This window comes from Micromonospora sp. RV43 (assembly GCF_001029515.1).
In the GTDB taxonomy this organism is placed as follows: Bacteria; Actinomycetota; Actinomycetes; order Mycobacteriales; family Micromonosporaceae; genus Micromonospora; species Micromonospora aurantiaca.
On record NZ_LEKG01000087.1, the window covers coordinates 1 to 23,472 of the forward strand.

At 73.8% G+C, this 23,472-nt stretch carries 27 protein-coding genes; 17 read left to right on the forward strand and 10 right to left on the reverse strand.

Annotated features, from left to right (window positions below; genetic code table 11):
* Window positions 1-818: ABC transporter ATP-binding protein (locus ABD52_RS20785; RefSeq protein WP_047892905.1), on the forward strand; the 818-nt coding region annotated here is incomplete at its 5' end.
* Entirely contained in the window at window positions 815-1,921 is a 1,107-nt protein-coding gene (locus ABD52_RS20790) for an ABC transporter ATP-binding protein (protein WP_047892906.1), read from the forward strand. The genes ABD52_RS20785 and ABD52_RS20790, both read left to right, overlap by 4 nt.
* A 118-nt stretch (window positions 1,922-2,039) precedes the next feature.
* On the opposite strand, the gene ABD52_RS20795 is transcribed toward ABD52_RS20790, so the two are convergent.
* On the reverse strand, window positions 2,040-2,846 hold the full coding sequence (locus ABD52_RS20795; RefSeq protein ID WP_047892907.1) for an SDR family oxidoreductase: 807 nt from the start codon (window positions 2,844-2,846) through the stop codon (window positions 2,040-2,042).
* A 93-nt stretch (window positions 2,847-2,939) separates the two neighbouring features.
* Between ABD52_RS20795 and ABD52_RS20800 the strand changes: the two genes are divergently transcribed.
* Window positions 2,940-3,329 (forward strand): hypothetical protein, encoded by a 390-nt coding sequence (locus ABD52_RS20800; protein WP_047892908.1) that lies wholly within the window; start codon window positions 2,940-2,942, stop codon window positions 3,327-3,329.
* A gap of 86 nt (window positions 3,330-3,415) precedes the next feature.
* Here ABD52_RS20800 and ABD52_RS20805 read toward each other — a convergent pair whose 3' ends face one another.
* On the reverse strand, window positions 3,416-4,123 hold the full coding sequence (locus ABD52_RS20805; protein WP_047892909.1) for a B3/4 domain-containing protein: 708 nt from the start codon (window positions 4,121-4,123) through the stop codon (window positions 3,416-3,418).
* Between the two features lie 27 nt (window positions 4,124-4,150).
* The gene (locus ABD52_RS20810; RefSeq protein WP_047892910.1) at window positions 4,151-4,759 is read right to left on the reverse strand and encodes a LysE family translocator; all 609 of its coding nucleotides are present in this window, start codon (window positions 4,757-4,759) and stop codon (window positions 4,151-4,153) included.
* 29 nt (window positions 4,760-4,788) lie between these two features.
* Here ABD52_RS20810 and ABD52_RS20815 point away from each other — a divergent pair, with 29 nt between their 5' ends.
* Window positions 4,789-6,264 (forward strand): PLP-dependent aminotransferase family protein, encoded by a 1,476-nt coding sequence (locus ABD52_RS20815; protein WP_047892911.1) that lies wholly within the window; start codon window positions 4,789-4,791, stop codon window positions 6,262-6,264.
* A gap of 51 nt (window positions 6,265-6,315) precedes the next feature.
* Here ABD52_RS20815 and ABD52_RS20820 read toward each other — a convergent pair whose 3' ends face one another.
* Entirely contained in the window at window positions 6,316-7,311 is a 996-nt protein-coding gene (locus tag ABD52_RS20820) for a YafY family protein (protein WP_047892912.1), read from the reverse strand.
* Between the two features lie 44 nt (window positions 7,312-7,355).
* Here ABD52_RS20820 and ABD52_RS20825 point away from each other — a divergent pair, with 44 nt between their 5' ends.
* Both ABD52_RS20825 and ABD52_RS20830 read left to right on the forward strand, forming a co-directional pair.
* Window positions 7,356-7,832, forward strand: a complete 477-nt coding sequence (locus ABD52_RS20825) for a hypothetical protein (protein WP_047892913.1) — start codon at window positions 7,356-7,358, stop codon at window positions 7,830-7,832.
* Window positions 7,832-8,287 carry a hypothetical protein gene (locus ABD52_RS20830; protein ID WP_013286418.1) on the forward strand — a complete coding sequence of 152 codons (456 nt, stop codon included), beginning with the start codon at window positions 7,832-7,834 and terminating at the stop codon, window positions 8,285-8,287. The genes ABD52_RS20825 and ABD52_RS20830 overlap by 1 nt, the downstream gene beginning before the upstream one ends.
* On the opposite strand, the gene ABD52_RS20835 is transcribed toward ABD52_RS20830, so the two are convergent.
* Window positions 8,262-8,942, reverse strand: a complete 681-nt coding sequence (locus tag ABD52_RS20835) for a TetR/AcrR family transcriptional regulator (RefSeq protein WP_013286417.1) — start codon at window positions 8,940-8,942, stop codon at window positions 8,262-8,264. The genes ABD52_RS20830 and ABD52_RS20835 overlap by 26 nt on opposite strands.
* A gap of 115 nt (window positions 8,943-9,057) precedes the next feature.
* On the opposite strand from ABD52_RS20835, the gene ABD52_RS20840 reads away from it, so the two are divergent.
* From ABD52_RS20840 to ABD52_RS20860, 5 genes are all read left to right on the forward strand, one after another.
* Window positions 9,058-10,554, forward strand: a complete 1,497-nt coding sequence (locus tag ABD52_RS20840; protein ID WP_047892914.1) for an NAD(P)/FAD-dependent oxidoreductase — start codon at window positions 9,058-9,060, stop codon at window positions 10,552-10,554.
* Window positions 10,547-11,458, forward strand: coding sequence for an SDR family oxidoreductase (locus tag ABD52_RS20845; protein WP_047892915.1), 912 nt, complete (start codon window positions 10,547-10,549; stop codon window positions 11,456-11,458). Before ABD52_RS20840 ends, ABD52_RS20845 begins: the two co-directional genes overlap by 8 nt.
* Complete coding sequence (locus tag ABD52_RS20850; RefSeq protein WP_047892916.1) at window positions 11,455-12,294, forward strand: alpha/beta fold hydrolase; 840 nt, start codon at window positions 11,455-11,457, stop codon at window positions 12,292-12,294. Before ABD52_RS20845 ends, ABD52_RS20850 begins: the two co-directional genes overlap by 4 nt.
* 69 nt (window positions 12,295-12,363) lie before the next feature.
* Window positions 12,364-13,014: a GntR family transcriptional regulator gene (locus tag ABD52_RS20855; protein ID WP_047892917.1), complete on the forward strand. Its 651-nt coding sequence runs from the start codon at window positions 12,364-12,366 to the stop codon at window positions 13,012-13,014.
* Complete coding sequence (locus tag ABD52_RS20860; RefSeq protein ID WP_013476734.1) at window positions 13,011-14,294, forward strand: nitrate/nitrite transporter; 1,284 nt, start codon at window positions 13,011-13,013, stop codon at window positions 14,292-14,294. The genes ABD52_RS20855 and ABD52_RS20860 overlap by 4 nt, the downstream gene beginning before the upstream one ends.
* Before the next feature lie 38 nt (window positions 14,295-14,332).
* Here ABD52_RS20860 and ABD52_RS20865 read toward each other — a convergent pair whose 3' ends face one another.
* The gene (locus tag ABD52_RS20865) at window positions 14,333-14,746 is read right to left on the reverse strand and encodes a hypothetical protein (protein ID WP_013476735.1); all 414 of its coding nucleotides are present in this window, start codon (window positions 14,744-14,746) and stop codon (window positions 14,333-14,335) included.
* Between the two features lie 139 nt (window positions 14,747-14,885).
* On the opposite strand from ABD52_RS20865, the gene ABD52_RS20870 reads away from it, so the two are divergent.
* The 5 genes from ABD52_RS20870 (at window position 14,886) to ABD52_RS20890 (ending at window position 19,671) form a co-directional block, all read left to right on the forward strand.
* Window positions 14,886-15,974, forward strand: a complete 1,089-nt coding sequence (locus tag ABD52_RS20870) for an S-(hydroxymethyl)mycothiol dehydrogenase (RefSeq protein ID WP_013286410.1) — start codon at window positions 14,886-14,888, stop codon at window positions 15,972-15,974.
* Entirely contained in the window at window positions 15,971-16,600 is a 630-nt protein-coding gene (locus ABD52_RS20875) for an MBL fold metallo-hydrolase (RefSeq protein ID WP_047892918.1), read from the forward strand. Before ABD52_RS20870 ends, ABD52_RS20875 begins: the two co-directional genes overlap by 4 nt.
* 137 nt (window positions 16,601-16,737) lie before the next feature.
* On the forward strand, window positions 16,738-17,838 hold the full coding sequence (locus ABD52_RS20880; protein WP_047892919.1) for a DUF3626 domain-containing protein: 1,101 nt from the start codon (window positions 16,738-16,740) through the stop codon (window positions 17,836-17,838).
* A gap of 220 nt (window positions 17,839-18,058) precedes the next feature.
* Complete coding sequence (locus ABD52_RS20885) at window positions 18,059-18,784, forward strand: hypothetical protein (RefSeq protein ID WP_030275023.1); 726 nt, start codon at window positions 18,059-18,061, stop codon at window positions 18,782-18,784.
* Between the two features lie 335 nt (window positions 18,785-19,119).
* Window positions 19,120-19,671, forward strand: coding sequence for a hypothetical protein (locus ABD52_RS20890; protein WP_013286406.1), 552 nt, complete (start codon window positions 19,120-19,122; stop codon window positions 19,669-19,671).
* Window positions 19,672-19,722: 51 nt separating this feature from the next.
* Here ABD52_RS20890 and ABD52_RS20895 read toward each other — a convergent pair whose 3' ends face one another.
* Together ABD52_RS20895 and ABD52_RS20900 are read right to left on the reverse strand one after the other, a co-directional pair.
* The gene (locus tag ABD52_RS20895) at window positions 19,723-20,640 is read right to left on the reverse strand and encodes a S9 family peptidase (RefSeq protein ID WP_047892921.1); all 918 of its coding nucleotides are present in this window, start codon (window positions 20,638-20,640) and stop codon (window positions 19,723-19,725) included.
* On the reverse strand, window positions 20,637-20,978 hold the full coding sequence (locus tag ABD52_RS20900; protein WP_013286404.1) for a hypothetical protein: 342 nt from the start codon (window positions 20,976-20,978) through the stop codon (window positions 20,637-20,639). Before ABD52_RS20900 ends, ABD52_RS20895 begins: the two co-directional genes overlap by 4 nt.
* 70 nt (window positions 20,979-21,048) lie before the next feature.
* Between ABD52_RS20900 and ABD52_RS20905 the strand changes: the two genes are divergently transcribed.
* Complete coding sequence (locus tag ABD52_RS20905) at window positions 21,049-21,606, forward strand: helix-turn-helix domain-containing protein (RefSeq protein WP_047892922.1); 558 nt, start codon at window positions 21,049-21,051, stop codon at window positions 21,604-21,606.
* On the opposite strand, the gene ABD52_RS20910 is transcribed toward ABD52_RS20905, so the two are convergent.
* Window positions 21,579-23,033: an MFS transporter gene (locus ABD52_RS20910; RefSeq protein WP_030275019.1), complete on the reverse strand. Its 1,455-nt coding sequence runs from the start codon at window positions 23,031-23,033 to the stop codon at window positions 21,579-21,581. The genes ABD52_RS20905 and ABD52_RS20910 overlap by 28 nt on opposite strands.
* Before the next feature lie 71 nt (window positions 23,034-23,104).
* Window positions 23,105-23,341 carry a hypothetical protein gene (locus tag ABD52_RS20915; RefSeq protein ID WP_013286401.1) on the reverse strand — a complete coding sequence of 79 codons (237 nt, stop codon included), beginning with the start codon at window positions 23,339-23,341 and terminating at the stop codon, window positions 23,105-23,107.
* Window positions 23,342-23,472 lie beyond the last annotated feature (131 nt).

Below are 23,472 nucleotides of genomic sequence, written 5' to 3' on the forward strand. Positions count from 1 at the left end.
GGCGTCAGCTGGTGGGGTTGGGTGAGGAGGAGGTGCGGCGGCTGCGGGGCCGGGACATGGCGATGATCTTCCAGGATCCGTTGTCGGCGTTGCATCCGTACTACTCGGTGGGTAGGCAGATCGCTGAGGCGTACCGGGTGCATCATCCGAGGGCCGGTCGGCGGGAGGCGCGGACGCGGGCGGTGGACATGCTGGGCCGGGTGGGGATTCCGCAGCCGGCGCGGCGGTTCGATCAGTATCCGCATGAGTTCTCGGGTGGGATGCGGCAGCGGGCGATGATCGCGATGGCGTTGGTTAATGATCCGGATCTGCTGATCGCGGATGAGCCGACGACGGCGTTGGATGTGACGGTGCAGGCGCAGATCCTGGATCTGCTGGCGGATCTGCAGGAGGAGTTCCGGTCGGCGATCGTGTTGATCACCCATGACCTGGGTGTGGTGTCGCAGGTGGCTGATGACGTGTTGGTGATGTATGCGGGCCGGGCGGTGGAGCACGGGAGTGTGGAGCGGGTGTTGCGGGCGCCGCAGCATCCGTACACGTGGGGGTTGTTGTCGAGTGTGCCGTCGTTGCACGGTGACGCCGATGCGGACCTGCTGCCGATTCCGGGTAACCCGCCCAGTCTGATCAACCTGCCGTCGGGGTGCGCGTTTCATCCGCGGTGCCGGTGGGCGGACGTGAACGGCGACCGGTCCCGCACCGAGGTACCGGAGCTGGTTCCGGCGGGGGAGGCGGGTCACCTGGCGGCGTGTCACCTGCCGGTCGCCGCGCGGGAGCGGATCTATCGCGACGAGGTCGCGCAGGTGGGGGTGGCCCGATGAGTGCTGACCGGGACACGACGGGCGCGGTCGACGGCCGGCGGGGTGAGGCCGTCCGTGCGGCGCCGGGCGGCGAGCCGCTGCTGTCGGTACGCGGCCTGACCAAACACTTCCCCGTGCGGCAGGGGCTGCGCGCCACGGGTGCGGTGCGGGCGGTGGACGGGCTGGACTTCGACGTGCGCCCCGGCGAGACCCTCGGCCTGGTGGGGGAGTCGGGGTGTGGGAAGACCACGACCGGGCGGATGCTCGTGCGGCTGTTGGAGCCCACCGCCGGGTCGATCGAGTTCGCGGGGCGGGACATCACCCACGCGGGGCGTGGTGAGCTGCGCGGGTTGCGGCAGGACCTGCAGATCATCTTCCAGGACCCGTACGCGTCGCTGAATCCCCGCCACACGGTGGGGCGGATCGTGGCGATGCCGTTGCAGGTCAACCGCATCACCCCACCCGGCGGCGTCAAGAAGCGGGTCCAGGAGCTGCTGGAACTCGTGGGCCTGAACCCGGAGCACTACAACAGGTATCCGCACGAGTTCTCCGGCGGGCAACGCCAGCGCATCGGCATCGCCCGCGCCCTCGCCCTCAAACCCAAACTCATCGTCGCCGACGAACCCGTCTCCGCCCTCGACGTGTCGATCCAGGCGCAGGTCATCAACCTGCTACGCAGCCTGCAACAAGATCTCGACCTGGCGTTCGTGTTCATCGCCCACGACCTCGCCGTCGTGCGGCACTTCTGCCACCGCGTCGCCGTCATGTACCTCGGCAAGATCGTCGAGATCGGCGACCGCGACACCATCTACACGCGGCCCCAGCACCCGTACACCCGGGCGTTGCTGTCGGCGATCCCGGACGTCACCACCCTCGGCCCCGCCGGACGCATCCGCCTCACCGGAGACGTGCCCACCCCCCTCAACCCGCCATCCGGCTGCCGCTTCCGTACCCGCTGCTGGAAAGCCACCGACCGGTGCGCCACCGAAGAACCGGCGCTGACCACCCGCGACGACGGCAGACAGCTCGCCGCCTGCCACTACCCCGAGAACGAGCCCACAAGCTCCCGAGAGGATGCGGCGGTGGGAGCCACCCCCGAACCCGGCAGCAACGAACGCACCTGACCCACGACGGGGCCGGGGGCGACCGTGCCCGGCGCAGGGATCAAGCCTGACCGCCCGGAGCCGGGCACGGTCGCCCCCGGCCCTGAACGGTGACCGGAGCCCGAACAGTGACCAAGGACTAAGCAGCGCGCCACGAATGGGAGGAAAGCGCAGAAGCCTGCGGACCCATCAGCAGCATCCCCCCGTCCACCGCCCACGACGCCCCCGTCACGTACGCCGCAGCCGGCGAGGCGAGCATCGCCACCACCGCTGCCACCTCGCGGGCGTCACCGGGGCGCCCCACCGGCACGCCGGGACGCTCCTGCGTGAACGGGTCGACGTCCTCCTGCCCGGTCATCGGCGTGGCGATCTCGCCCGGCGCCACCGCGTTGACTGTGATCCCGTCGGCCGCCAGTTCCTGCGCCATCACCTTGGTGAGCAGGCCGAGCCCGCCCTTCGCCGCGCAGTACGCCGACGAGCCGACCCGGGGCGCGTGCTCGTGCACGCTGGTGATGTTGATGATCCGGCCACCTCGCCCGGCCGCGCGCATCCGCCGGGCGGCCCGCTGCGAGCACAGGAACGGCCCGTCCAGGTCCACCGCCAGCACGTCCCGCCACTTCTCCCAGCTCACGTCCACGAAGGGCTCGGACAGGCCGGTGCCGGCGTTGTTGACGAGTACGCCCAGGCCACCGAGCCGGTCGGCCAACTCGTCGACCACCGCCGCCGCTTCGGGCAGCCGGGTCAGGTCCAGCTCGGCGGTCTCGCAGCGGCGGCCGGTGGCGCGTACCTCGGTGGCGGTACGGTCGGCGCCCGCCGCGTCGCCGTACCAGGTGATGCCGATGTCGTAACCGGCCCCGGCGAGCGCCACCGCGCACGCCTTGCCGATGCCGGAGTCCGCGCCGGTGACGATCGCGACGCGGTCGTAGTCCTCGTATCGTTCGGGCATGTCCGCGCACTACCCGCGGGTGGCGACCTCAACCGGCCGGACGACCCCGGCTCGCCCGGCGGTTTCGTCGTAGCCGCTCGCTAGGGTACGGGCGTGATCGCCGATGACTCCGACGCTGTGACAATCCGCTTCCTGCGCATGATGTGTGCCGAGATAGGCACCGAACGGGTGGGTGAGGATTCGCTCGGCCGCACCGTCGACCTCGCCCGGCGCTTGTGGGGCACCGGTGACGCCGCCGACGCGCGACTCGCCGACGCCCTGCGCGAGCTGCACGGCGAGCCGGTCGACCTGGCCGATTCGCACGATGTGGCGGGTGCCGCGAGCGCTCTGACGGCCGACGCCGGGCTGCTCACCGAGCCGGACCCGCGCGGCGCGGCGACGGCCCGGTTCGCCGCCAACGCCCGGCGGCTGCGCACCGGCGAGATCACCCCGGCCGAGTTCGACGAGCTGATGGCGCGCGACCGCACCGACCCCGACGCCTGACGACGAGCCGGGCGGCTGCCGGCGTCGTCGCCGGACGCCCGGAGCCTGCGCCACGCCGCGCGACCGGCCGTCACCACGCCGGCGGGTCAGCCCGTCCGGACCGGCACGGCCAACTCGGGCGCGTCAACGGTGAGCGGCGCCGTCCGTGACGGCACGCGCCACTGTTCGGCCAGCGCCGCCGCCAGCTCGTCCAGCATCCGGCGCACGGTCGGCGCCGCCCCCTCGTGCATCGCCTCGACCACCACCAGCACCTCGGTGGTGCCGGCCCGTACCGCTGACGTGCCGCTCTGCCGGTGGCACCAGCGCCGGGCGTGCGCGTTCCCGCCCTGGTCGGCGAAGATCACCTCGCCGGGCGCGGGCTGCTCGCTGTCACCGCCGAGCCCTAGATAGGACTCCGTGCCGTCGGCCGGGCGCACTGTCAGGTCGCCGCCGATCCGGGCCAGGTCGAGCACTGCGACCGGGACCGCGCACCGGACCGAGAGCGCGTTGCCGAGGTCCACGAGCGGATGCAGCCGGGGCAGGTCCCCGTCCCGCCGCAGCCGGCGCAGCAGCGACTCGGCCGCGCAGCGGTAGCGGGTCGGCGGGCAGCCCATCCGGGCGAACGCGCGACGCCACGCCTGGATCTCCGGGAAGCCGCCCTCCGGCCCGGCGGCGAGCCGGTCCCGGGCGGCGCCGAGATACCCGGCCAGCCGGGGCGTGACGTCGATGTCGGGCGTGACGCCGGTGGCGTGCAGGACGCCGCAGGTCAGTTCGGGAAAGGCCGACCAGATCTCGGGGGAGTGCCGGAAACGCACGGGAAGACTCCTTCCAGGTGCTGAGGGCTAGGCGGTGAACGCGAGGCCGAGGCCCAGGACGAGGAAGCTGCCGGCGAAGGCGTGCCGCATCAGCCCGGTCAGCCGGGGCCGGGACAGCACCCGTCGGCGCAACGCCCCGGCCAGCAGCGCGTACCCGGTGAACACCAGCAGCGTGACGGCCATGAACACCAGGCCACAGGCGAGCATGCGCGCTGTGGCGGCGGGCGCGTCCGGCGGTACGAACTGCGGCAGGAACGCCACGAAGAACACAGTCACCTTCGGGTTCAGCAGGTTCAGCAGCACCCCGTCCCGGAACACGGCCGCCGCCGGACGCGGGGGCCGGTCGCCGTCGAGGGCGAACGTGCCCCGGTCGCGCAGCGCCGACCAGGCCATCCAGAGCAGGTACGCCACGCCCAGCCAGGTCACCACGCGGAACGCCGGGGTGCCGGCGCGCAGCAGGGCGGCCAGTCCGGTCACCGCGGCGATCACGTGCGGGACGAGGCTGAGCGTGCCCCCGGCGGCAGCGGCCAGGCCGGCCCGGCGTCCGGCGGTCACAGTGGTGGCGAGCGTGTGCATCACCCCGGTGCCCGGAGTGATCGCGACGACGAGCGACGTCAGCAGGAAGGCGACTGTCATGCGGTCCAGCCTGTGCCCATAATGGTCCGATGGACAGGGCCAAAGCTGCCGTTCCCGAGGAGTCCAAAGCGGCCGGCGCGGACTTCCTCCAGCTCGATGTCGGCGAGGCGCCGCCCGGCGGCCGCGCGGACTGGCTCGCGGCCCGGCTGCGGTCAGCCATCGCCGACGGACGGGCGCCGGTGGGCACCCGTCTGCCCGCCAGCCGGGTGCTCGCCGCCGAGCTGGGTGTCTCCCGCGGTGTGGTGACCGAGGCGTACCAGCGGCTGGCCGAGGACGGGCAGGTGGCGGGACGCGGCCGGGCCGGAACGGTGGTGGTCGCCACGCCGGCCGCCGTGGTCACCCGGCCGCCCGAGCCGAGGAGAGCACCGCAGGTGTTCGCCACCCGGCCCGGCGTCGACGCGTTCGACGAGCTGCGCGCCGTACCGGCGCAGGTGGACCTGACTCCCGGCGTACCCGATCTGGCGGCCTTTCCCCGCGCGGCCTGGCTGCGGGCCGAGCGGGCCGTGCTGCACCGGATGACGCCCGCCGCGCTCGGCTACGGCGACCCGGCCGGCACGCCCGCGCTGCGGCTCGCGGTCGCGAACTGGCTGGCCCGCAACCGGGGCGTCCGTGCGGACCCGGCCGAGGTGGTGATCGTGGCCGGGGTGTCCCAGGCGCTCGGCCTGCTCGCGCGGGTGCTGCACGACCGGGGTACGCACACCGTCGCGGTGGAGGATCCCGGCTCGCTGGGCGTACGGCAGCACCTGGTCTACTCCGGGCTGGCGACACCGCCGATCCCGGTGGACGACAGGGGCCTGTGTGTCGACGAGCTGGAGCGTTCCGTCGCTCCGGCCGTGCTGCTCACCCCGGCGCACCAGTTCCCGACCGGGGTGGTGCTCGACGGCGACCGGCGCCGGCGGCTGCTGCGGTGGGCACGCGACGGCGGCCTGGTGGTGGAGGACGACTACGACGCCGAGCACCGCTACGACCGTCCGCCGGTGCCGGCGCTGCGTGCCATGGCGCCGGATCGGGTCTGCTACGTCGGCAGCATCTCCAAGCTGCTCGCGCCGGCCCTGCGGATCGGGTGGATGCTGGTGCCGCCCGCGCTGCACGCCGACGTGGTGGCCGCGAAGCGGGCGGCCGACCTCGGCAACGCGGCGTTGCCGCAGCTCGTGCTGGCCGAGCTGATGGAGTCCGGCGCGCTGGAACGGCACCTGCGGCTGCTGCGCCACCGGCACGTACGCCGGCGGGACGCGATGATCCGGGCGGTCCGCGCGTACCTGCCGGGGGCGGTGGTGCACGGCGCGGCGGCCGGGCTGCACCTGATGGTCACGCTGCCCGGCGACGTCGACGACCGGGCGCTGGCGGCGGCGGCGCTGCGCCGCGGCGTCAAGGTCCACCCGCTGTCCTGGCACAGCCGGCGCCCGCAGCCACCCGGCCTGGTCCTCGGCTACGCGGCGACACCGCCCTCCGAGATCGACCGAGCCCTCTCCACGGTGGCCGACGCCGTCACCCCGCCCCGGTGATCAAGGAGTTCGTGTCCGAGTCGATCTCCTGGAGGGACACGAACTCCTTGATCAACCGGGGAGAGGCGGGGCGGAGGGCGGGTGGTAGAGGGCAGCCAGGGCGGCGGCGGTTTCGGACAGGCGGGTGCGCAGCGCCGCCGGGGCGAGGACCTCCACGTCGGCGCCGAGCCGGAGCAGGTCGCCGTGGGCGTGGGTGAGCGACTCGATCGGGATGGCCGCGTGCACCCAGCCGGTGGCGTCGGGCGGGCCGGCGCTCGCCTCGGCGGCGGCCACCACCACGTCGCTGCCGACCTCGCGCAGCCGGGCGAACCCGCGTGGCGACAGCCGGATGCGCGCCTCGTCGCGGTGCAGGCCGGCCCGGAACTCCACCACGTGCGCGCGCCACCAGGCCGGCAGGTCGAACTCCGGCCGCTCGAACGGCTCGTCCAGCGGGGTCAGGTCGAGGATCTGGTTGACCCGGTAGGTGGCCGGGTCGGCGCGGTCCGGCCGGGCGGCGACCAGGTACCAGCGTCCGCCTTTGAGCACCAGCCCGTACGGTTCGAGGAGCCGGGTCGTCTCGCCCCGCCAGCCCCGGTACCGCACCCGGAGCCGGTGCTGCCGCCACACCGCCTCGGCGGCCTCGGCCAGGTGCGGCGACGGGTCGCCGTCGGAGTACCAGCCCGGTGTGTCCAGGTGGAACCGCTGTTCCAGCCGGGCCGCCCGGTCGGCCAGCGGCGCGGGCAGCGCGGCCCGCAGCTTGAGCTGGACGGCGGCGACGACCGACTGGTAGCCCAGCTCGGCCGCCGGCCCGGGGAGCCCGGCGAAGAGCAGGCGGTCCGCCTCCTCGGCGGTGAGCCCGGTCAGCCGGGTGCGCCAGCCCTCCACGAGCCGGTAGCCGCCGTCGTGTCCGGCCTCGCCGTACAGCGGGATGCCCGCGGCGTGCAGCGCCTCCACGTCCCGGTAGATCGTGCGCGCCGACACCCGGAGGCGGGCGGCCAGGTCGGCGGCGGTGAGCCGGCCGTGCGCCTGGAGGAGCAGCAGGATGGACAGGAGTCGGCTGGCCCGCATTCCACTGACACTAGCTGTCAGGGGAGCGGTCCTAGCGTGCCCGCATGGCTTTTCACGACAAGGAGCTGACCGTGCCGGGGACCGTCCAGGTGGCAGGCCGGCACGTCAAGCGCTACCACATGGACCAGCCGGACCGCCGTCTCGAACCGCGGGTGGTCGACGCCGCGTACTCGTACCTGCCGTCGCTGCTGCCCGGCCCGGACGGCTCCACCCCGCCGGCGAGCTGGGTGGTGCTGCACCGGGGCGCGGACACCGGGGCGTACCTGCTGGCGTACAGCTGGTTCTTCGACAACGTGGTCGAGTGCCGCATCGCGATCGCCGGGCAGCCCGCGCTGGACTGCCCGGACGACGACCCGGCGCACTTCGTCGACCTCACCCGTCCCGGCGTCGGCTGCGTCTGGGAACTGGGCGTACTGGAACACGAGCGCACCGCCTGGATCCGGCACGTGCTCGCACCGGACCGGCCGGACCTCGCGGGTTACCTGGCCGACGCCCGGGCCGAGGGGCCGGTGGGCCGCTGATGGGCGACTTCGACTTCCTCGTCGGCACCTGGGACGTGACCAACCGGCGCCTGCGGCAGCGCCACGTCGGCAGCGACGACTGGGACGAGTTCGCCGGTGTCAGCGAGGCGCGCTCGTTCTTCGACGGCGCGGGCAGCTTCGACGAGATGCGCTGCCCGAGCCGGGGCTTCTCCGGCTCCACGGTGCGCATCCTGAACCCGTCGACCGGGCTGTGGTCGATCTACTGGATGCACAGCAGCCGTGGCGTGCTGGAACTGCCCCCGGTGGTCGGCCGGTTCACCGGCGGCGTCGGCACGTTCTACGCCGACGACACCGACGAGGGGCGGCCGGTACGCTGCCGGTTCCTCTGGTCGGCGGTCACCGCCGACTCGTGCCGCTGGGAGCAGGCGTTCTCCACCGACGGTGAGCGCACGTGGGAGACCAACTGGGTCATGGAGTTCCGCCGGACGCGGTGACCGGCGGCGTGGCGGTCCGGTAGATCGCGGTCAGCCACACGTCGAGCAGCACGTCCACCACGTCCCGCTCGGCCACCGCCGGGCCGTCCCCGGCGAACGTGGCGTACCAGACGCGCTCGTTCATCGAGTTCAGCGCGATGGCGAGGTCCCGGGCGGGCAGCCCGTCCGGGGCCGCGCCGCGGGCGCGTTCGGACTCGATCGCGGCCTGCACCGCGCGGACCCAGCGTTCCAGCACCTCGGCCCAGAGCCGCCGCACCTCGGCGTTGGTGCCGCGCACCTGGGCGCAGGCCAGCACCACGTCCCGGTGCCCGCCGAACGTGGCGTGGAACCGGGCGATCAGCTCCCGCCAGTGGGCGCGCGGATCCTCGGCGAGCCGCTCGAAGACGCCCCCGGCGGCGGCGTCGGCCTCCTCGGTGACCCGGTCGAGCAGCGTGAGCAGCACCGCGTCCTTGGACGGGAAGTAGAAGTAGAACGTGGGCCGGGAGATCCCCGCGCCGCGCGCCAGGTCGTCGATGGAGATGTCGGCGAAGGGACGCTCGGCGAGCAACCGCTCGGCCGTGGCCAGGATCGCGGTCTCCCGGTCGTCGCCGGTGGACCGGCCGGCCCGCCGCCCGCGCGTCGGCGCGGCGCCGGTCGGCGTACGGGCGGTCGTCATGTCGGCAGATGCTACACCCGCTCGACACCCTGTCGATTCGACTCGACACGGTGTTGACTGCAGTCGACGGCGATGGATAGTGTCCGGTCCACCGCCGGTGCGAACGGGAGAAGCGATGGCCGCAGACCACGTCGACGTCCTCATCGTCGGGGCCGGCCTGTCCGGCATCGGCGCCGCCGTCCACCTCGGACGTGAGTGCCCCGGCAAGACCTACGCGGTGCTGGAGGCCCGGGGCGTCATCGGCGGCACCTGGGACCTGTTCCGCTACCCGGGCATCCGCTCCGACTCCGACATGTACACCCTCGGCTACTCGTTCAAGCCGTGGACCGACCCGAAGGCCATCGCCGACGGCGACTCCATCCGGGCGTACGTCCGGCAGACCGCCCGCGAGTACGACGTGGAGCGGCACATCCGCTTCCACCACCGAGCGGTACGCGCCGAGTGGGACAGCGCCACCGCGCGCTGGACCGTGCACGCCCACCGCGACGACACCGGCGAGGACGTCACCCTCACCTGCGCGTTCCTGTTCACCAACTCCGGCTACTACCGCTACGACGAGGGGTACACGCCGCGGTTCCCCGGCGTCGAGCGGTACGCCGGCACGCTCGTGCACCCGCAGCACTGGCCCGACGACCTGGACTACGCCGGCAAGCGGGTCGTGGTGATCGGCAGCGGCGCCACGGCTGTCACCCTGGTCCCGGCCATGGCCGAGCGGGCCGCCCACGTCACCATGCTCCAGCGCTCACCCACGTACGTGATCGCGCTGCCCTCGCGCGACCCGTTCGCCGACGCCGCGCGGCGCTGGCTGCCCCCGAAGGCCGCGTACGCGGTGGCCCGGTGGAAGAACGTCACGCTCGGCGTGGCCAACTTCCAGCTCAGCCGCCGCGCCCCCGGCGTGGTGAAGCGGTTCCTGCGCCGGGCCGCGAAGGGCCGCCTCCCGTCCGGGTACGACGTCGACAGGCACTTCTCGCCCCGCTACAACCCGTGGGACCAGCGGCTGTGCGTGGTGCCGGACGGTGACCTGTTCGCCGCGCTGAGCGCCGGCCGCGCGTCGGTGGTGACCGACACCATCGACACGTTCACCGAGCAGGGCATCCGGCTCGCCTCCGGTGAGGAGCTGCCCGCCGACGTGGTGGTCACCGCCACCGGCCTCAACCTGCTCGCGCTCGGCGGCATGACGCTGGCTGTCGACGGCGCCGAGGTCGACCTCGCCTCGACTGTCGCCTACAAGGGCATGATGCTGTCCGGCGTGCCGAACTTCGCCATGACCATCGGCTACACCAACGCCTCCTGGACGCTCAAGGCCGACCTCGTCGCCACGTACGTGTGCCGGCTGCTGCGCCACCTCGACGACACCGGCCGGCAGATCGTCACGCCGCTCGCCCCGGACACCGACGACCTGGTGCCGATCATCGACCTTCAGTCCGGCTACGTGCTGCGCGCCGTCGACCAGCTGCCCAAGCAGGGGCCGCAGGCGCCGTGGCGGCTGCACCAGAACTATCCCCGCGACGTACGCCTGATGCGGCACGGCCCGCTCACCGACGGCGTACGGTTCGACCGCGCCGGCGTACCCGCCACGGCGGCCACCACCTCGGGAGGAACCGATGCGTGACCTCGTCTTCCCCGGCGGCACGGCGGTGCTCACCGGCGCGGCGAGCGGCATCGGCGCGGCACTGGCCCACGGCCTGGCCCGGCGCGGCGCCGATCTGGTGCTGCTCGACCGGGACGCCGACGGCCTGGCCGCCACCGTGGCCGCGATCCGGGCCGCGTACCCGGACCGGCGGGTGGAGACCCATCTGGTCGACCTGGCCGACGCCGACGCCACCGACCGGGTCGCCGCCGAGATCCACAGTGCGCACCCCCGGATCCGCCTGCTGATCAACAACGCCGGTGTGGCGCTGGGCGGGCGCTTCGACCAGGTCACCCTGGAGGAGTTCCTCTGGGTCATCGAGATCAACTTCCGGGCGGTGGTGCGCCTGACCCACGCGCTGCTGCCCGCGCTCAAGGCCGAACCCGGCGCCCACCTGGTGAACGTGTCCAGCCTGTTCGGGCTGATCGCGCCCGCCGGGCAGGCCGCGTACGCGGCGAGCAAGTTCGCCGTACGCGGCTTCACCGAGGCGCTGCGGCACGAGCTCGTCGACGACGGCATCGGCGTCACATCGGTGCACCCGGGCGGCATCCGCACCCGGATCGCCGCCAGCGCCCGGGTCGGCAGCGGCGTGGCCCTCGACGAGTACGAGGCCGGGCGCAAGCAGTTCGAGAAGCTGCTCACCATCGACCCGGCCAGCGCCGCCGAGGTGATCCTGCGCGGCGCGCAGCGCCGTCGCGGCCGGGTGCTGATCGGCTGGTCGGCGAAACTGCCCGACCTGCTCGCCCGCGTCGCCCCCGCCGGGTACGGCCGGGTGCTGGCCCTGGGCATGCGCCTCCGTCCGGCCCGGCGGGCCGACGCCGGCGTGCCGGTGCCGTCTCCCCGCACCGGCGAGGAGGCCGGGGCGGAACCCGGACGCCGGGCGTGACGCTCGCCCTGCCCCCGGCCGGCGAGCGCACCGTCGACGGGCGGCGTACCCGCTGCCGGATCAGCGGCGACGGACCGCCCGTGGTGCTGCTGCACGGCATCGGCCGTACCCTCGACGACTTCACCGCCCTGCACACGGAGCTGGCCCGCGACCACCTGGTGCTCGCGGTGGACCTGCCCGGGCACGGCGGCTCCGCGCCGCTGGACGGACCGCACACGCTGCCGGCGCTGGCCGCCGCGGTGGCCCGCTTCCTGGACGTGGCCGGGGTGACCGGCCCGGCCCACCTGGTCGGCAACTCCCTCGGCGGGGCGGTCGCGATGCGCCTTGCCGCCGACGAACCGCGGCGAGTCACCAGCCTGGCGTTGCTCAACAGCGCCGGCTTCGGCCGCGAGGTGACGGTGGCGCTGCGGCTGCTCGCGGTACGCCCGCTGGCCCGGCTGCTGCTGCGCCCGCACCCGGGGATCGTCCGCCGGACCGAACGGGCGATCTTCCACGACCCGGCGTACGTCACCGCCGAGCGGCTCGCCACCGCGCTCGCGGTGGCCCGGCAGCCGCACGCCGCCCGGGTGATGCTGGAGCTGGTCCGCGACCTGGGCACCTGGCGCGGCGTACGCCCGCAGTGGCGCGCCGACCTGCTCGACGCGGTGGCCGCGCTCGGCCTGCCCACGCTGCTCGTCTGGGGCGAGCGCGACCTGGTCCTGCCCGCCGCGCACCTGGCGTACGCCCGCACCCGGCTGCCCGAGGCGCGCAGCCACCTGTTCCGCGACACCGGGCACATGCCGCAGATCGAGCGGACCGCCGAGGTGGAGGCGCTGCTGCGGGAGTTGTGGGCCTGACCGTGGCCTGCGCCACTGTCCCGGCCCGCGCCGGACCGTCCGGCCGACCCCGGGAGCAGTCTTAGATACATGACGCATCCCAGCCGGGTCGCGCCGTCCGCCGCCGAGCGGGCGTACCGGCACCTCAAGCAGGCCATCCTGGAACAGGTCTACCCGGGCGGCCAGCTCGTCAGCGAGGGCGAGATCGCCGAGGCGACGGGGGTGTCCCGCACCCCGGTCCGGGAGGCGCTGCTGCGGCTGGAGACCGAAGGGCTGGTCAAGCTCTACCCGAAGCGCGGCGCGCTGATCCGGCCGGTCTCGGCCCGGGAGATCGCCGACGTGATCGAGGCCCGCCGCCTGGTCGAACTGCACGCCGCCGACCGGGTCTGGCCGCGCCGCGCCGAGCTGCGCGCCGACCTGGCCCGCCGGCTGGACGAGATGCGCCGCGCGCACGCCGCCGGTGACATCACCACCCTGATGGCCGCCGACCGCTCGTTCCACGCCGCAGTGGTCGAGGCCGCCGGCAACGAGATCCTGGCCGAGCTGTACCACCGGCTGCGCGACAGGCAGCTCCGCATGGGCGAGGCGAGCTTCCGGCTCTCACCCGGCTGGGCCGAGGTCGCCCTCACCGAGCACGCCGGCCAGCTCGCCGCGCTCGACGGCGACGACCCGCAGGCGTGGCACGACGCGGTCGCCGCGCACATCGACACCGCCGCGCGGATGCTCGGGACGCTGCGGTGAACGCGGGTCGCCGCCCCGCCGCCCTGGTGTACGCGGTGGCCGTCACCGCCTATCTGACGGCCGTGTTCCACCGCAGCTCCCTCGGCGTGACGGGGGTCGACGCGGCGGAGCGCTTCCACATCAACGCCGCCGCGCTCGCCACGTTCTCCGTCGCCCAGCTCGCCGTCTACGCCGCCATGCAGGTGCCGGTCGGGGTGCTGCTGGACCGCTACGGCTCACGCCGGCTGCTGCTGGCCGGCGGCGCGCTCATGGTGGCCGGGCAGCTCCTGTTCGCGGTGGCCGGCGACGTACCGGCCGCCGTCGCCGCCCGGGTGCTCGTCGGTCTCGGCGACGCCATGACCTTCATCAGCGTGCTGCGCATCGTCGCGTTCTGGTTCCCCGGCCGGCGCAACCCGCTTCTGGTGCAGCTCACCGGCACCGTCGGCCAGTTCGGTGCGGTGCTCGGCGCCGTACCCCTGGTGCTGCTGCTGCACCGCGCGGGCTGGACCCCGGCGTTCCTGACCGCCGCGGCGCTCGGCGCCACGGTGGTGCTGCTGGTCCTCGTCGCGGTACGCGACACCCCGCACGCCGAACACGCCACCGCGCTCGCCCCCGACCTGGCCACCGTACGGCGGCAGCTCGCCGACGCCTGGGCGCAGCCCGGCACGCGGCTGGGCCTGTGGACGCACTTCGTCACCCAGTTCTCCGGCGCGGTGTTCGCGCTGCTGTGGGGGTACCCGTTCCTCGTACAGGGGCAGGGGTTCTCGCCGACCGCGGCGGCCGGGATGCTCACCCTGATGACAGTGGTGACGCTCGTGTGCGGGCCGGTGATCGCGCACCTGTGCTCGCGCCACCCGTTCCACCGCTCGGTGGTGGTCTTCGCGATCACCGCCACCACCGCCGGGGTGTGGGCGGTGGTGCTGGCCTGGCCCGGACGCGCGCCGCACTGGCTGCTGGTGGCGCTCGTGGTGGTGCTCGCGGTGAACGGACCCGGCTCGATGATCGGGTTCGACTACGCCCGCACGTTCAACCCGGTGCACCGCATCGGCAGTGCCACCGGCATCGTCAACGTGGGCGGCTTCGTCGCCTCGATCGCGCTGATCCTGGCCGTCGGCGTGGTGCTCGACCTGGCCACCCCGGCCGGGCGGGACGCGCCGCCGCTGTCCGCGTTCCGCTGGGCGTTCGCCGTGCAGTTCCTGCTCTGGGCGCTCGGCGCGGCGCAGGTGCTGCGCTACCGCAACGCCGCCCGCCGCCGCCTCGCCGACGAGCGGGCCGCCGCTGCGGTGCCGGCGGCGGCCTGAGTACGCGGGCAGCCGGGCGCGGTTTCGGCGCGGCCGGCTCAGGGCCGGTGCCGCACCAGCGAGTCGAGCACCAGGGTCAGCCCCGCGCCGACCAGCCACACGTCCTTGGCCAGGCCGATGCCCTCCTGGCTCGGCCGCAGGCTGCTGCCCTCGCGCATGCCCGGCGTCTTCAGGTAGAGCTGCACCAGACCCGCGCCGAACGCGGTGAGCGCGGCTCCGGCCAGCAGCGACGGGACGAACGGGGCGAGCAGCGCCGCGCCGAGCGCGACCTCGCCTCGGGACAGCAGCACGGCGAACCGGTCCGGCGGGATCTGCCGCAACTGCGGCATCGCGCCGGCCGCCATGCCGTGCATGCCCGCGGCGGCCTCACCCTCCAGACCCCGCTTGCCCAGCCCGGAGTTCAGGATGTACGCGCCGATGGCGACCCGCAGCGGCGCATGCGACAGCCTCATGATCACTCCCGTCCCACCTGGTAGAACCGGCACACCGGGTACCCGGTCATGACCAGGACAATCCGGCGGCCTTCATTGGTTCGCGGGTCATGATCAGCGGTAGGTTCTGGGTGCAGATGCACGCAACGAAGGAGGCACCGTGAGCCAGGAAGTCCGGGGAGTCGTGTCGCGGCGCAAGGGCGCGCCCGTGGAGGTCACCACCATCGTGGTGCCGGACCCGGGGCCGGGCGAGGCGGTGGTCCGCATCCAGTCGTGCGGCGTCTGCCATACCGATCTGCACTACCGCGAGGGCGGCATCAACGACGACTACCCGTTCCTGCTCGGCCACGAGGCCGCCGGCATCGTGGAGCAGGTCGGCGACGGCGTCACCGACGTGGCGCCCGGCGACTTCGTGGTCCTCAACTGGCGCGCGGTCTGCGGGCAGTGCCGGGCCTGCCGGCGCGGCCGCCCGTGGTACTGCTTCGCCACCCACAACGCGACGCAGAAGATGACGCTCACCGACGGCACCGAGCTGACGCCCGCGCTCGGCATCGGCGCGTTCGCCGAGAAGACGCTCGTCCACGCCGGGCAGTGCACGAAGGTCGACCCGTCGGCCCGGCCGGCGGCGGTCGGCCTGCTCGGCTGCGGCGTGATGGCCGGTCTCGGCGCGGCCATGAACACCGGCAACGTGACCCGGGGCGACTCGGTCGCGGTGATCGGCTGCGGCGGCGTCGGCGACGCGGCGGTGGCCGGCGCGGCCCTGGCCGGCGCGACCACGATCATCGCGGTGGACACCGACTCCCGAAAGCTCGACTGGGCGCGCAAGTTCGGCGCCACCCACACCGTCAACGCCTCCGAGGACGACGCGGTGGAGGCCATCCGCGCGGCCACCGGCGGCTTCGGCGCCGACGTGGTGATCGACGCGGTCGGCCGCCCGGAGACGTGGAAGCAGGCGTTCTACGCCCGCGACCTGGCCGGCACCGTCGTGCTGGTCGGCGTGCCGACCCCGGAGATGACTGTCGACCTGCCGCTGCTGGACGTCTTCGGCCGCGGCGGCGCGCTCAAGTCCAGCTGGTACGGCGACTGCCTGCCCAGCCGCGACTTCCCGATGCTGACCGAGCTGTACCGGCAGGGCCGGCTGGACCTGGACGCGTTCGTCACCGAGGAGATCGCCCTCGACCAGGTCGAGGAGGCGTTCGCCCGGATGCACCACGGCGACGTGCTGCGCTCGGTGGTGGTCTTCCCGTGACCGCCCGCGTCGACCACGCCGTCACCTCCGGCACGTTCTCGCTCGACGGCCAGACGTTCGACGTGGACAACAACGTCTGGGTGATCGGTGACGACTCGGAGTGCGTCGTCCTCGACGCGCCGCACGACGTGGCCGCCATCCGTGAGGTGATCGGTGACCGGCGGGTGCTGGCGATCATCGCCACCCACGCCCACGACGACCACGTCCGGGTCGCGCCCGAGCTGGCCCGGGCCACCGGCGCGCCGGTGCTGCTGCACCCCGCCGACCGGGTGCTGTGGGACATGGTGCACCCGGACACGGCCCCGGACGGCGAGCTGACCGACGGGCAGACGTTCGCCGTCGGCGGCACCACGCTGCGGGTGCTGCACACCCCCGGCCACAGTCCCGGCGCGTGCAGCCTGTACGCCCCCGACCTGGGCGCGGTCTTCACCGGCGACACCCTGTTCGCCGGTGGACCGGGCGCGACCGGGCGGTCGTACAGCGACTTCGGCACCATCGTCGAGTCGATCCGTACCCGGCTGCTCACGCTGCCGCCGGAGACGGTGGTGCACACGGGGCACGGCGACGACACCACGATCGGGGCCGAGGCGCCGCACCTGGACGAGTGGATCGCCCGGGGCCACTGAGGACCGAACACCCGCGCGGGCCCGGCCGGAGCAGTCCGGTTCGGGCCCACGGCGTCTCCCGGCCCGTCCGCGCGCCGGGGGGCGTCCGTCCGCTTCGGACGGCACCGAAACCGTGTGGCCGGGCGAGGTCCCGTCCGGTGATACTCGGGCCCGTGCCCGTCGCCACACTCACCGCCGCCCAGTCCGTCGCGCTGCGCCACGTCCGCGACGTCGCGCTGCGCGACCGCCCGGCGGCGCTCGCCGTCATCGCCCGCCACCTCGCCGCCTCCGGCGCCAGGTACCGGTACGAGGAGGTCGTCGCCGCGGTGACCGGGTACGGGCGCCTGACTGTCAACTTCCACCCCGACCGGGTGCTGCGGGACGGCCGTACAGTGATCGAGGCGCTGGACGAGGAGGGCGTCTACCGCAGCCAGTTCGAGACCGGCATCTCCAACGGCGGGCTGACCGCGTACCCGGGCGGCGACCGGGACGTCTGGGAGCAGGCGATGTTCGGCGGCGCGTACCAGCGTCCCGGCGTGCTCCCCACGGAGCGCCCGAAGTACGGCGGCCTGAACCTGCTCGACCACGCCGACGGTGCTTGCCCCCGGTTCGGTTCGTGTCACCTGCGGCTGCGCCCGGAGGTGCTGGCCCGGGCGACGTTCAGCTTCGGTGACAGCCACATCGAGCCCACCGAGTTCGGCACCGTCGACGTCTTCGAGCCGGTGTTCGCGGCGCTGCTGACCGCCACCGCCGGTACCGGCGTCGCCCTGGGCGTGGCCGGCATGGACACCGGCACGCTGCTGCGGACGCTGCTGCGCCGCCGGGAACGGGAGTCCGGGCGGGTCGGCCGGGCGTTGGACGACTACATCGAGGCGCAGGTGCACGGCGAGATCAGCCTGGCCCGCGACGTCGCGGCGCTCGTGGTCGACCCGTCGTTCCGCGGCACCGACGTGGGGCGCCGCCTGGAGGGCATCGCCGCGCGGCACGGCGTGGCGCTGCGCTTCCACCCCGGCTTCGTGCTGCCCGTCGACGGCGTCGACGCCGAGTTCCGCGGCCCGGACATCCCGCCGCTGGCCGTCCGGGTCGCCGCCGAGTTCGCCCGCCCGGGGGAGCCGCTGCACGCGGCGCTCGTCGGCCGCGCCGCCGCCTCGGTGGTACGCGAGCCGCAGCGCTGGGCCGACCGGGGGCCGGCCGCGGTGACGCTTCAGCACCTCAAGCAGCTCTGGCACGTGCTGGTCCGGTTCGGCGTTCCGGCCTGATCATCCCTTTTCGTCCCGTCCGCCGCGCTCCGGCAGCCGCTGCCCGGAATCGCGGGTGACCTGGACCGCAGCTTCGGCCCTGCCCGGCATTTCCGGAATGACCGACACTGCGGGCTCGTTGTGTCCCCCGTACCGCCGGAAGCCAAACACCTACCCGGCGGTAGTCCCTCGAGGGGCGCTCACCCCGGAGCGCGTCGTAACGATCGAAAGGGCAACCATCGTGAAGCAGCACTTCACTCGATGGCTCCCCGCCATCGCGAAGACCGCCGTCGCGAAGACCGCCGCCGTCACCCGTAACCGCCGTGCCGCGCTGAGCGTGGCGGGTGTGGCAGTCCTGGGCGGCCTGGCCGTCGGCCCCGTCGCCGTGGCCGCGCCCGTGACCAGCGGGCCGCACGCCGGCGCCAAGGCCGCCATCGACCTGGCGACCGGCAAGAAGACCTCCACCGAGGCGGTCAAGCCCGGCCAGACCACCGGCCTGGACAAGGTGCCGACCCGGGCCGACCGGCCGGCGAAGGAGAAGCTCGTGCCGCACGGCGTCGAGGGCGCGCAGTCGCGCATCCCGCTCGACGACGCGCAGCTCGACAACGCCAAGGCCATCGTCGAGGCGGCCAAGGAGACCGGCGTGGGGGAGCGGGGCGCCGTGATCGGCGTCGCGACCTCGCTGCAGGAGTCGAAGCTGTACAACCTGGGTCACCTCGGCGCGTACAACGACCACGACTCGGAGGGCCTGTTCCAGCAGCGCCCGTCGTCCGGTTGGGGCACGTCCGAGCAGATCACCGACCCGGAGTACTCCAGCAAGGCGTTCTTCAACGCGCTGAAGAACGTCGGCGGCTGGCACGAGCTGCCGCTGACCACCGCCGCGCAGACGGTCCAGGTGTCCGCCTACCCGTACGCGTACGCGCAGTGGGAGGAGCAGGCGGCGGACATCGTCCAGCAGGTCTGGTGACCCGACACCCGTAGCGAACGGCCGGCCCTTCCGGGGCCGGCCGTTCTCGCACGGAGCAGGCCCTCGGGGGGAGGGCGGACGTGTGGGCGCGATGTCCGGTTGCGCTGTGGTGGGCGGCACTGTGCGGGCGGAATCGGGGGTGGGCGGATGGCGTTGTAACCCGGTGCGCGACCGGAGCGGCGCCGCCGAGCGCCCCCCGGGAACAACCCCGGGCTGCCGGTCGTTGCAGATGCACCCGGCACCGCCGCGCGCTGCCGGATCCCCCCGAGAAACCTGAGCGCCTGACGGTGCCCACGCATCCCCCCGGATGCGTCGACCCCCGAACGGAGCCCACCATGAACACGATCCTGCGCAAGAGCATCCTCGGTATCGCCGGTCTGGCCTTCACCGGTGGCGTGTTCGCCGGTCCGGTCGCCGCCCACGCGGCGGACACCGCCAAGCCGGCCGCCGTCGCGGTCCAGGGCGTGAGCCCGCAGGGCGCGCAGTCGCACGTGGACCTGAACGACGAGCAGCTCGCCAACGCCAAGGCCATCATCGCGGCCACCAAGAAGGCGGGCCTGCCCGAGCGCGCCGCGGTCATCTCGATCGCCACCGCGCTGCAGGAGTCGAAGCTGGAGAACCTGGGTCACCTGGGTGACCGCAACGACCACGACTCGCTGGGCCTGTTCCAGCAGCGGCCGTCCAGCGGCTGGGGTACGCCGGAGCAGATCACCGACCCCGAGTACTCGACGCTGGCGTTCCTCAAGGGCCTCAAGCAGGTCGACGGCTGGCAGGACATGCCGCTGACCGAGGCCGCGCAGACCGTGCAGGTCAGCGCCTACCCCGACGCGTACGCGCAGTGGGAGAAGCAGGCCGCCGAGATCGTGGCCGAGCACTGGAACAAGTAAGACCTGACGAAAGGCCGGTACCCGATCCGGGTGCCGGCCTTTCGCGTGCCCTCAGCCGCTGTGCGCGGCGAGCCACGACAGCACCGGCTCGACCACCGACGGGTCCAGCGGCTGCTTCGCCTCGTCCCGGTACGCCCGCAGCGACGGCGGACCCGGCCGGCGGCGCAGCACGTGGGTGACGTCCGGCAGCACCCCGGTCTGCACGGGCCCGCCCGCGTGCGCGGCGATGACCGGCAGGTCCGCCGGATCGGTCTGGAGATCCTTGTCGCCGGTGAGCGCGAGGATCGGCGCGTCAACGCGGGCCAGGTCCGGCCGGGGGTCGTAGCGCAGGAACTCCCGGAACCAGCGGGCGTTGAGCCGCTGCCCGCCGACCCACGCCACGTCCTTGTCGGTGGCGAGGATCTTCTCGTGGTTGCGGGCCACCTTCGCCACCAGGTCGGTGCGGGTGAGCCGGAGGGCGAGGCGTACCGGCGCGGGCAGGGTGGGCAGCAGCAGCCCGGCCTGCCGGCGCAGGACCTCGGCGCCGGTGCGCCCGGGCGCGGAGAGCAGGACCAGGCCGGCCACCGGTACGCCGCGCGCGGCGAGCGCGACAGCGGTGAGCGCGCCCTCGCTGTGCCCGACCAGGAACAGCCGCCCGGCGTCCACGGCCGGGTCGTCGCGCACCGCGGCGAGCACGGCGGCCGCGTCGTCGACGTTGTCGTGGAAGCCGGTACGCAGGAACTCGCCGCTGCTCTCGCCGACGCCCCGCCTGTCGTACCGGGCGACAGCGATCCCGGCGCCGGTCAGCGCGGCGGCCAGGTGCCGCTGGATGCCCAGCGGCAGGCGGCGGTGGTCGCCGTCGCGGTTGATCGGCCCGGAGCCGGGCAGCAGCAGCGCCAACGGATGCGGTCCGGCGCCGTCGGGCAGCGTGAGCGTGCCGGACAGCCGCTGCCCGGCCGAGTCGACGGCGAGCGGACGGTCGACCGTCACGGCAGCACCGCCGCGGCCAGGGCGGAGGCGTCGTCGGCGCCGATGAGCAGGGAGTCGTACGCCTGGCCGGTGAGGGTGATGCGGACGGCCGGCTGGCCGCCGCGGACGCTGACGAACTCCTTGCCGGCCCTGCCGCGCCAGGTGCCGACGTTGCGCGTGCCGGGGACGCCGAGGCCGGGCGCCCGGATGCCGCGGGTGGCGCGCGCCCCGTCCGGTACGACGACGGCGCCGCTGACGGCGGAGCGGGGGAACGACAGGTCGCCGCGCAGCGCCCAGACCTTCTCGGCGGTGGTGAGCCGGACGTCGATGCGGTCGGGGGTGAGGTCGATGGTGGCCATCGGCGAACTCCTCGCTTCTGTTATCGTTGCTGAGAACATTACCGGAGGCGATAATAAAAGGGGAGCCGCTGTGGCACTCGACACCGTGGAGCTGCTGCTGCACCCGGTCCGGCTGCGCATCGTCCAGGCGTTCCTGGGTGGCCGCACGCTCACCACCACCGACCTGCGCACCGAACTGAGTGACGTGCCACCGGCCACGCTCTACCGGCAGGTCGCCACGCTCGCCGACCACGGCGTCCTGCACACGGTGGGGGAGCGGCGCGCCCGCGGCGCGGTCGAGCGCAGCTACCGGCTCAACGAGGCCGCCGCATCGGTCGACCCGGACGAGGCCCGGGCCATGAGCCCGCAGCGACACCGCCAGGCGTTCCTCACCTTCGTCGCGGGCCTGCTCGCCGACTTCGACGGCTACCTCGACCGCGGCGACGCCGACCTGGCCCGCGACGTGGCCGGCTACCGGCAGAACGCGTTCCACGCCACCGACGCCGAGACCGCCGAGTTCGTCACCCGGTTCCGTGACCTGTTCGCCGAGTACGCGGCTCTCGGCTCCGGGCCCGGCCGCACCCGGCGGCTGCTCACCACAGTCCTGCTGCCCGCCGCCGATCAGGAGCGGCCCGCGGACCGCCGGTGACCGAGCGCGATGTCCGCCACCGCGGCGCCGAGCGCCAGCACGATGATCCCGGCGGCGAGCAGCAGTGAGTGGCGGAACGCCGTACTCCAGTCGCCGCGGTCGTCGGCGATCGTCGAGAAGAACAGCGCGCCCACCGCGGCGATGCCGGCGGCCGATCCGATCCGCTGCCCGGTCTGGAGCATCCCGGCGCCGCTGCCGGCCATCGGCACCGGCACCTCGGACAGCGTGAGCGTCTGGTTCGGCGCGATCACCAGGCCGCTGCCCAGCCCGGCGACGAGCAACGGCAGCGCGGTCCGCAGCGGCACGTCGTCGTGCGGACCGCCGGCCAGCACCAGGTCGGTCGCGATCAGCCCGGCCACCACGGCCAGCAACCCGATCGCGACGAGCGGACGGCCGTAGCGGGTGACCACCCGGCCGCCGAGCGCGGAGGCGAGCGCCGAACCGAGCGCGAACGGGGTGATCGCCAGACCGGCCACGAGCGCGCTGTAGCCGAGCCCCATCTGGAGGTAGAGCGTGAAGATGAAGAAGATCGCGGTGAACCCGGCGAAGTAGATCAGGCCGATCAGCGCGCCCAGCGTGTACGAGCGCACCGTGAACAGCCGCAGGTCGAACAGCGGCTGGGCGCGCCGGGCGTACCGGTGCTCCCAGAGCGCGAACCCGGCGAGCAGCAGCAGGCCGGCGGGGATCAGCAGCCACTTGCCCGGGCCCCGCCACTGCTCCCGCTGCACAAGCGGCAGCAGGATCACCGTGACTCCGGCGCCGAGCAGCAGCACGCCGAGCGGGTCGAGCCGCCCCCGTCCGGCGGGGTTGGTGGGCCGGGCCGGCATCAGCCGCCAGCCGAGCAGCATCGCCACGATCCCGACCGGGATGTTCACGAAGAACACCCACCGCCAGCCGTGCTCGGCGCCGCCGAGCTGGATGAGCAGCCCGCCGAGCAGCGGACCCACGGCGGTGGAGATGCCGATCGTCGCGCCCAGCAGCCCGAACGCCCGGCCCCGGTCCGCGCCCCGGAACAGCTCCTGGATCATCCCACTGACCTGGGGGTTCACCACACCGGCGGCGGCGCCCTGGACGAGGCGGGCGACGACCAGCCACTCCGGCGAGCGCGCCAGCCCGGCCAGCGCGCTGGTCAGCGTGAAAAGCCCCACCCCGACCACGAACGCGGTACGCCGCCCGCGCGCGTCACCGAACCGCCCGGCCGGCACCAGCACCAGGCCGAACGTCAGCGCGTACCCGGACAGCACCCACTGCAGATCGCTCGGCGTGGCGTGCAGCGCCCGGTCGATCGACGGCACCGCGACGTTGACGATGCTGACGTCCAGCAGCGTCATGAACGCCGCGATCAGGCCGACGCTCAGCGCGCGCCAGCGGCGCCGGCCGTCGTACCCGGTGTCAGGCACCGGCGTCGACGACCGGCCCTCGCTCATCGTGCCCCCCACAGACCGTCGATCACCCGACTCCGATCGCTACCCGGTGCCCGGTGGGGCAAACGACTCGATCACGCCATCTGGCGCGCGCACCACCGGGGTCCGAAGTCCAGGCCGGACATCGGGGAGTCCTCGCGGTGCAGCAGCCCCCGCTCGGTGAGCGAGTGCAGCGGCTCGCGCAGCTCCTCCTCGGTCATCCCGGTCTCCTGGGCGATCAGGTCCGGGTAGGGGACGTGTCCCTGCACCTCCAGCGCGGACACCGCCTGGTAGACCCGTTCCTCGACCGCAGACAGCTGGACCTGAGGCATCGCTTCCCTCCTCGGCGTGGACCGCCCGACCCGCGGACGGCCGGCGACCGGCGGTTACCCGGACGGGCCGCGATGATGCGCAGCCGTTCGACTGTCGTACCGGGCGGCGAGGCACGGCGGTGCCCTAGGCT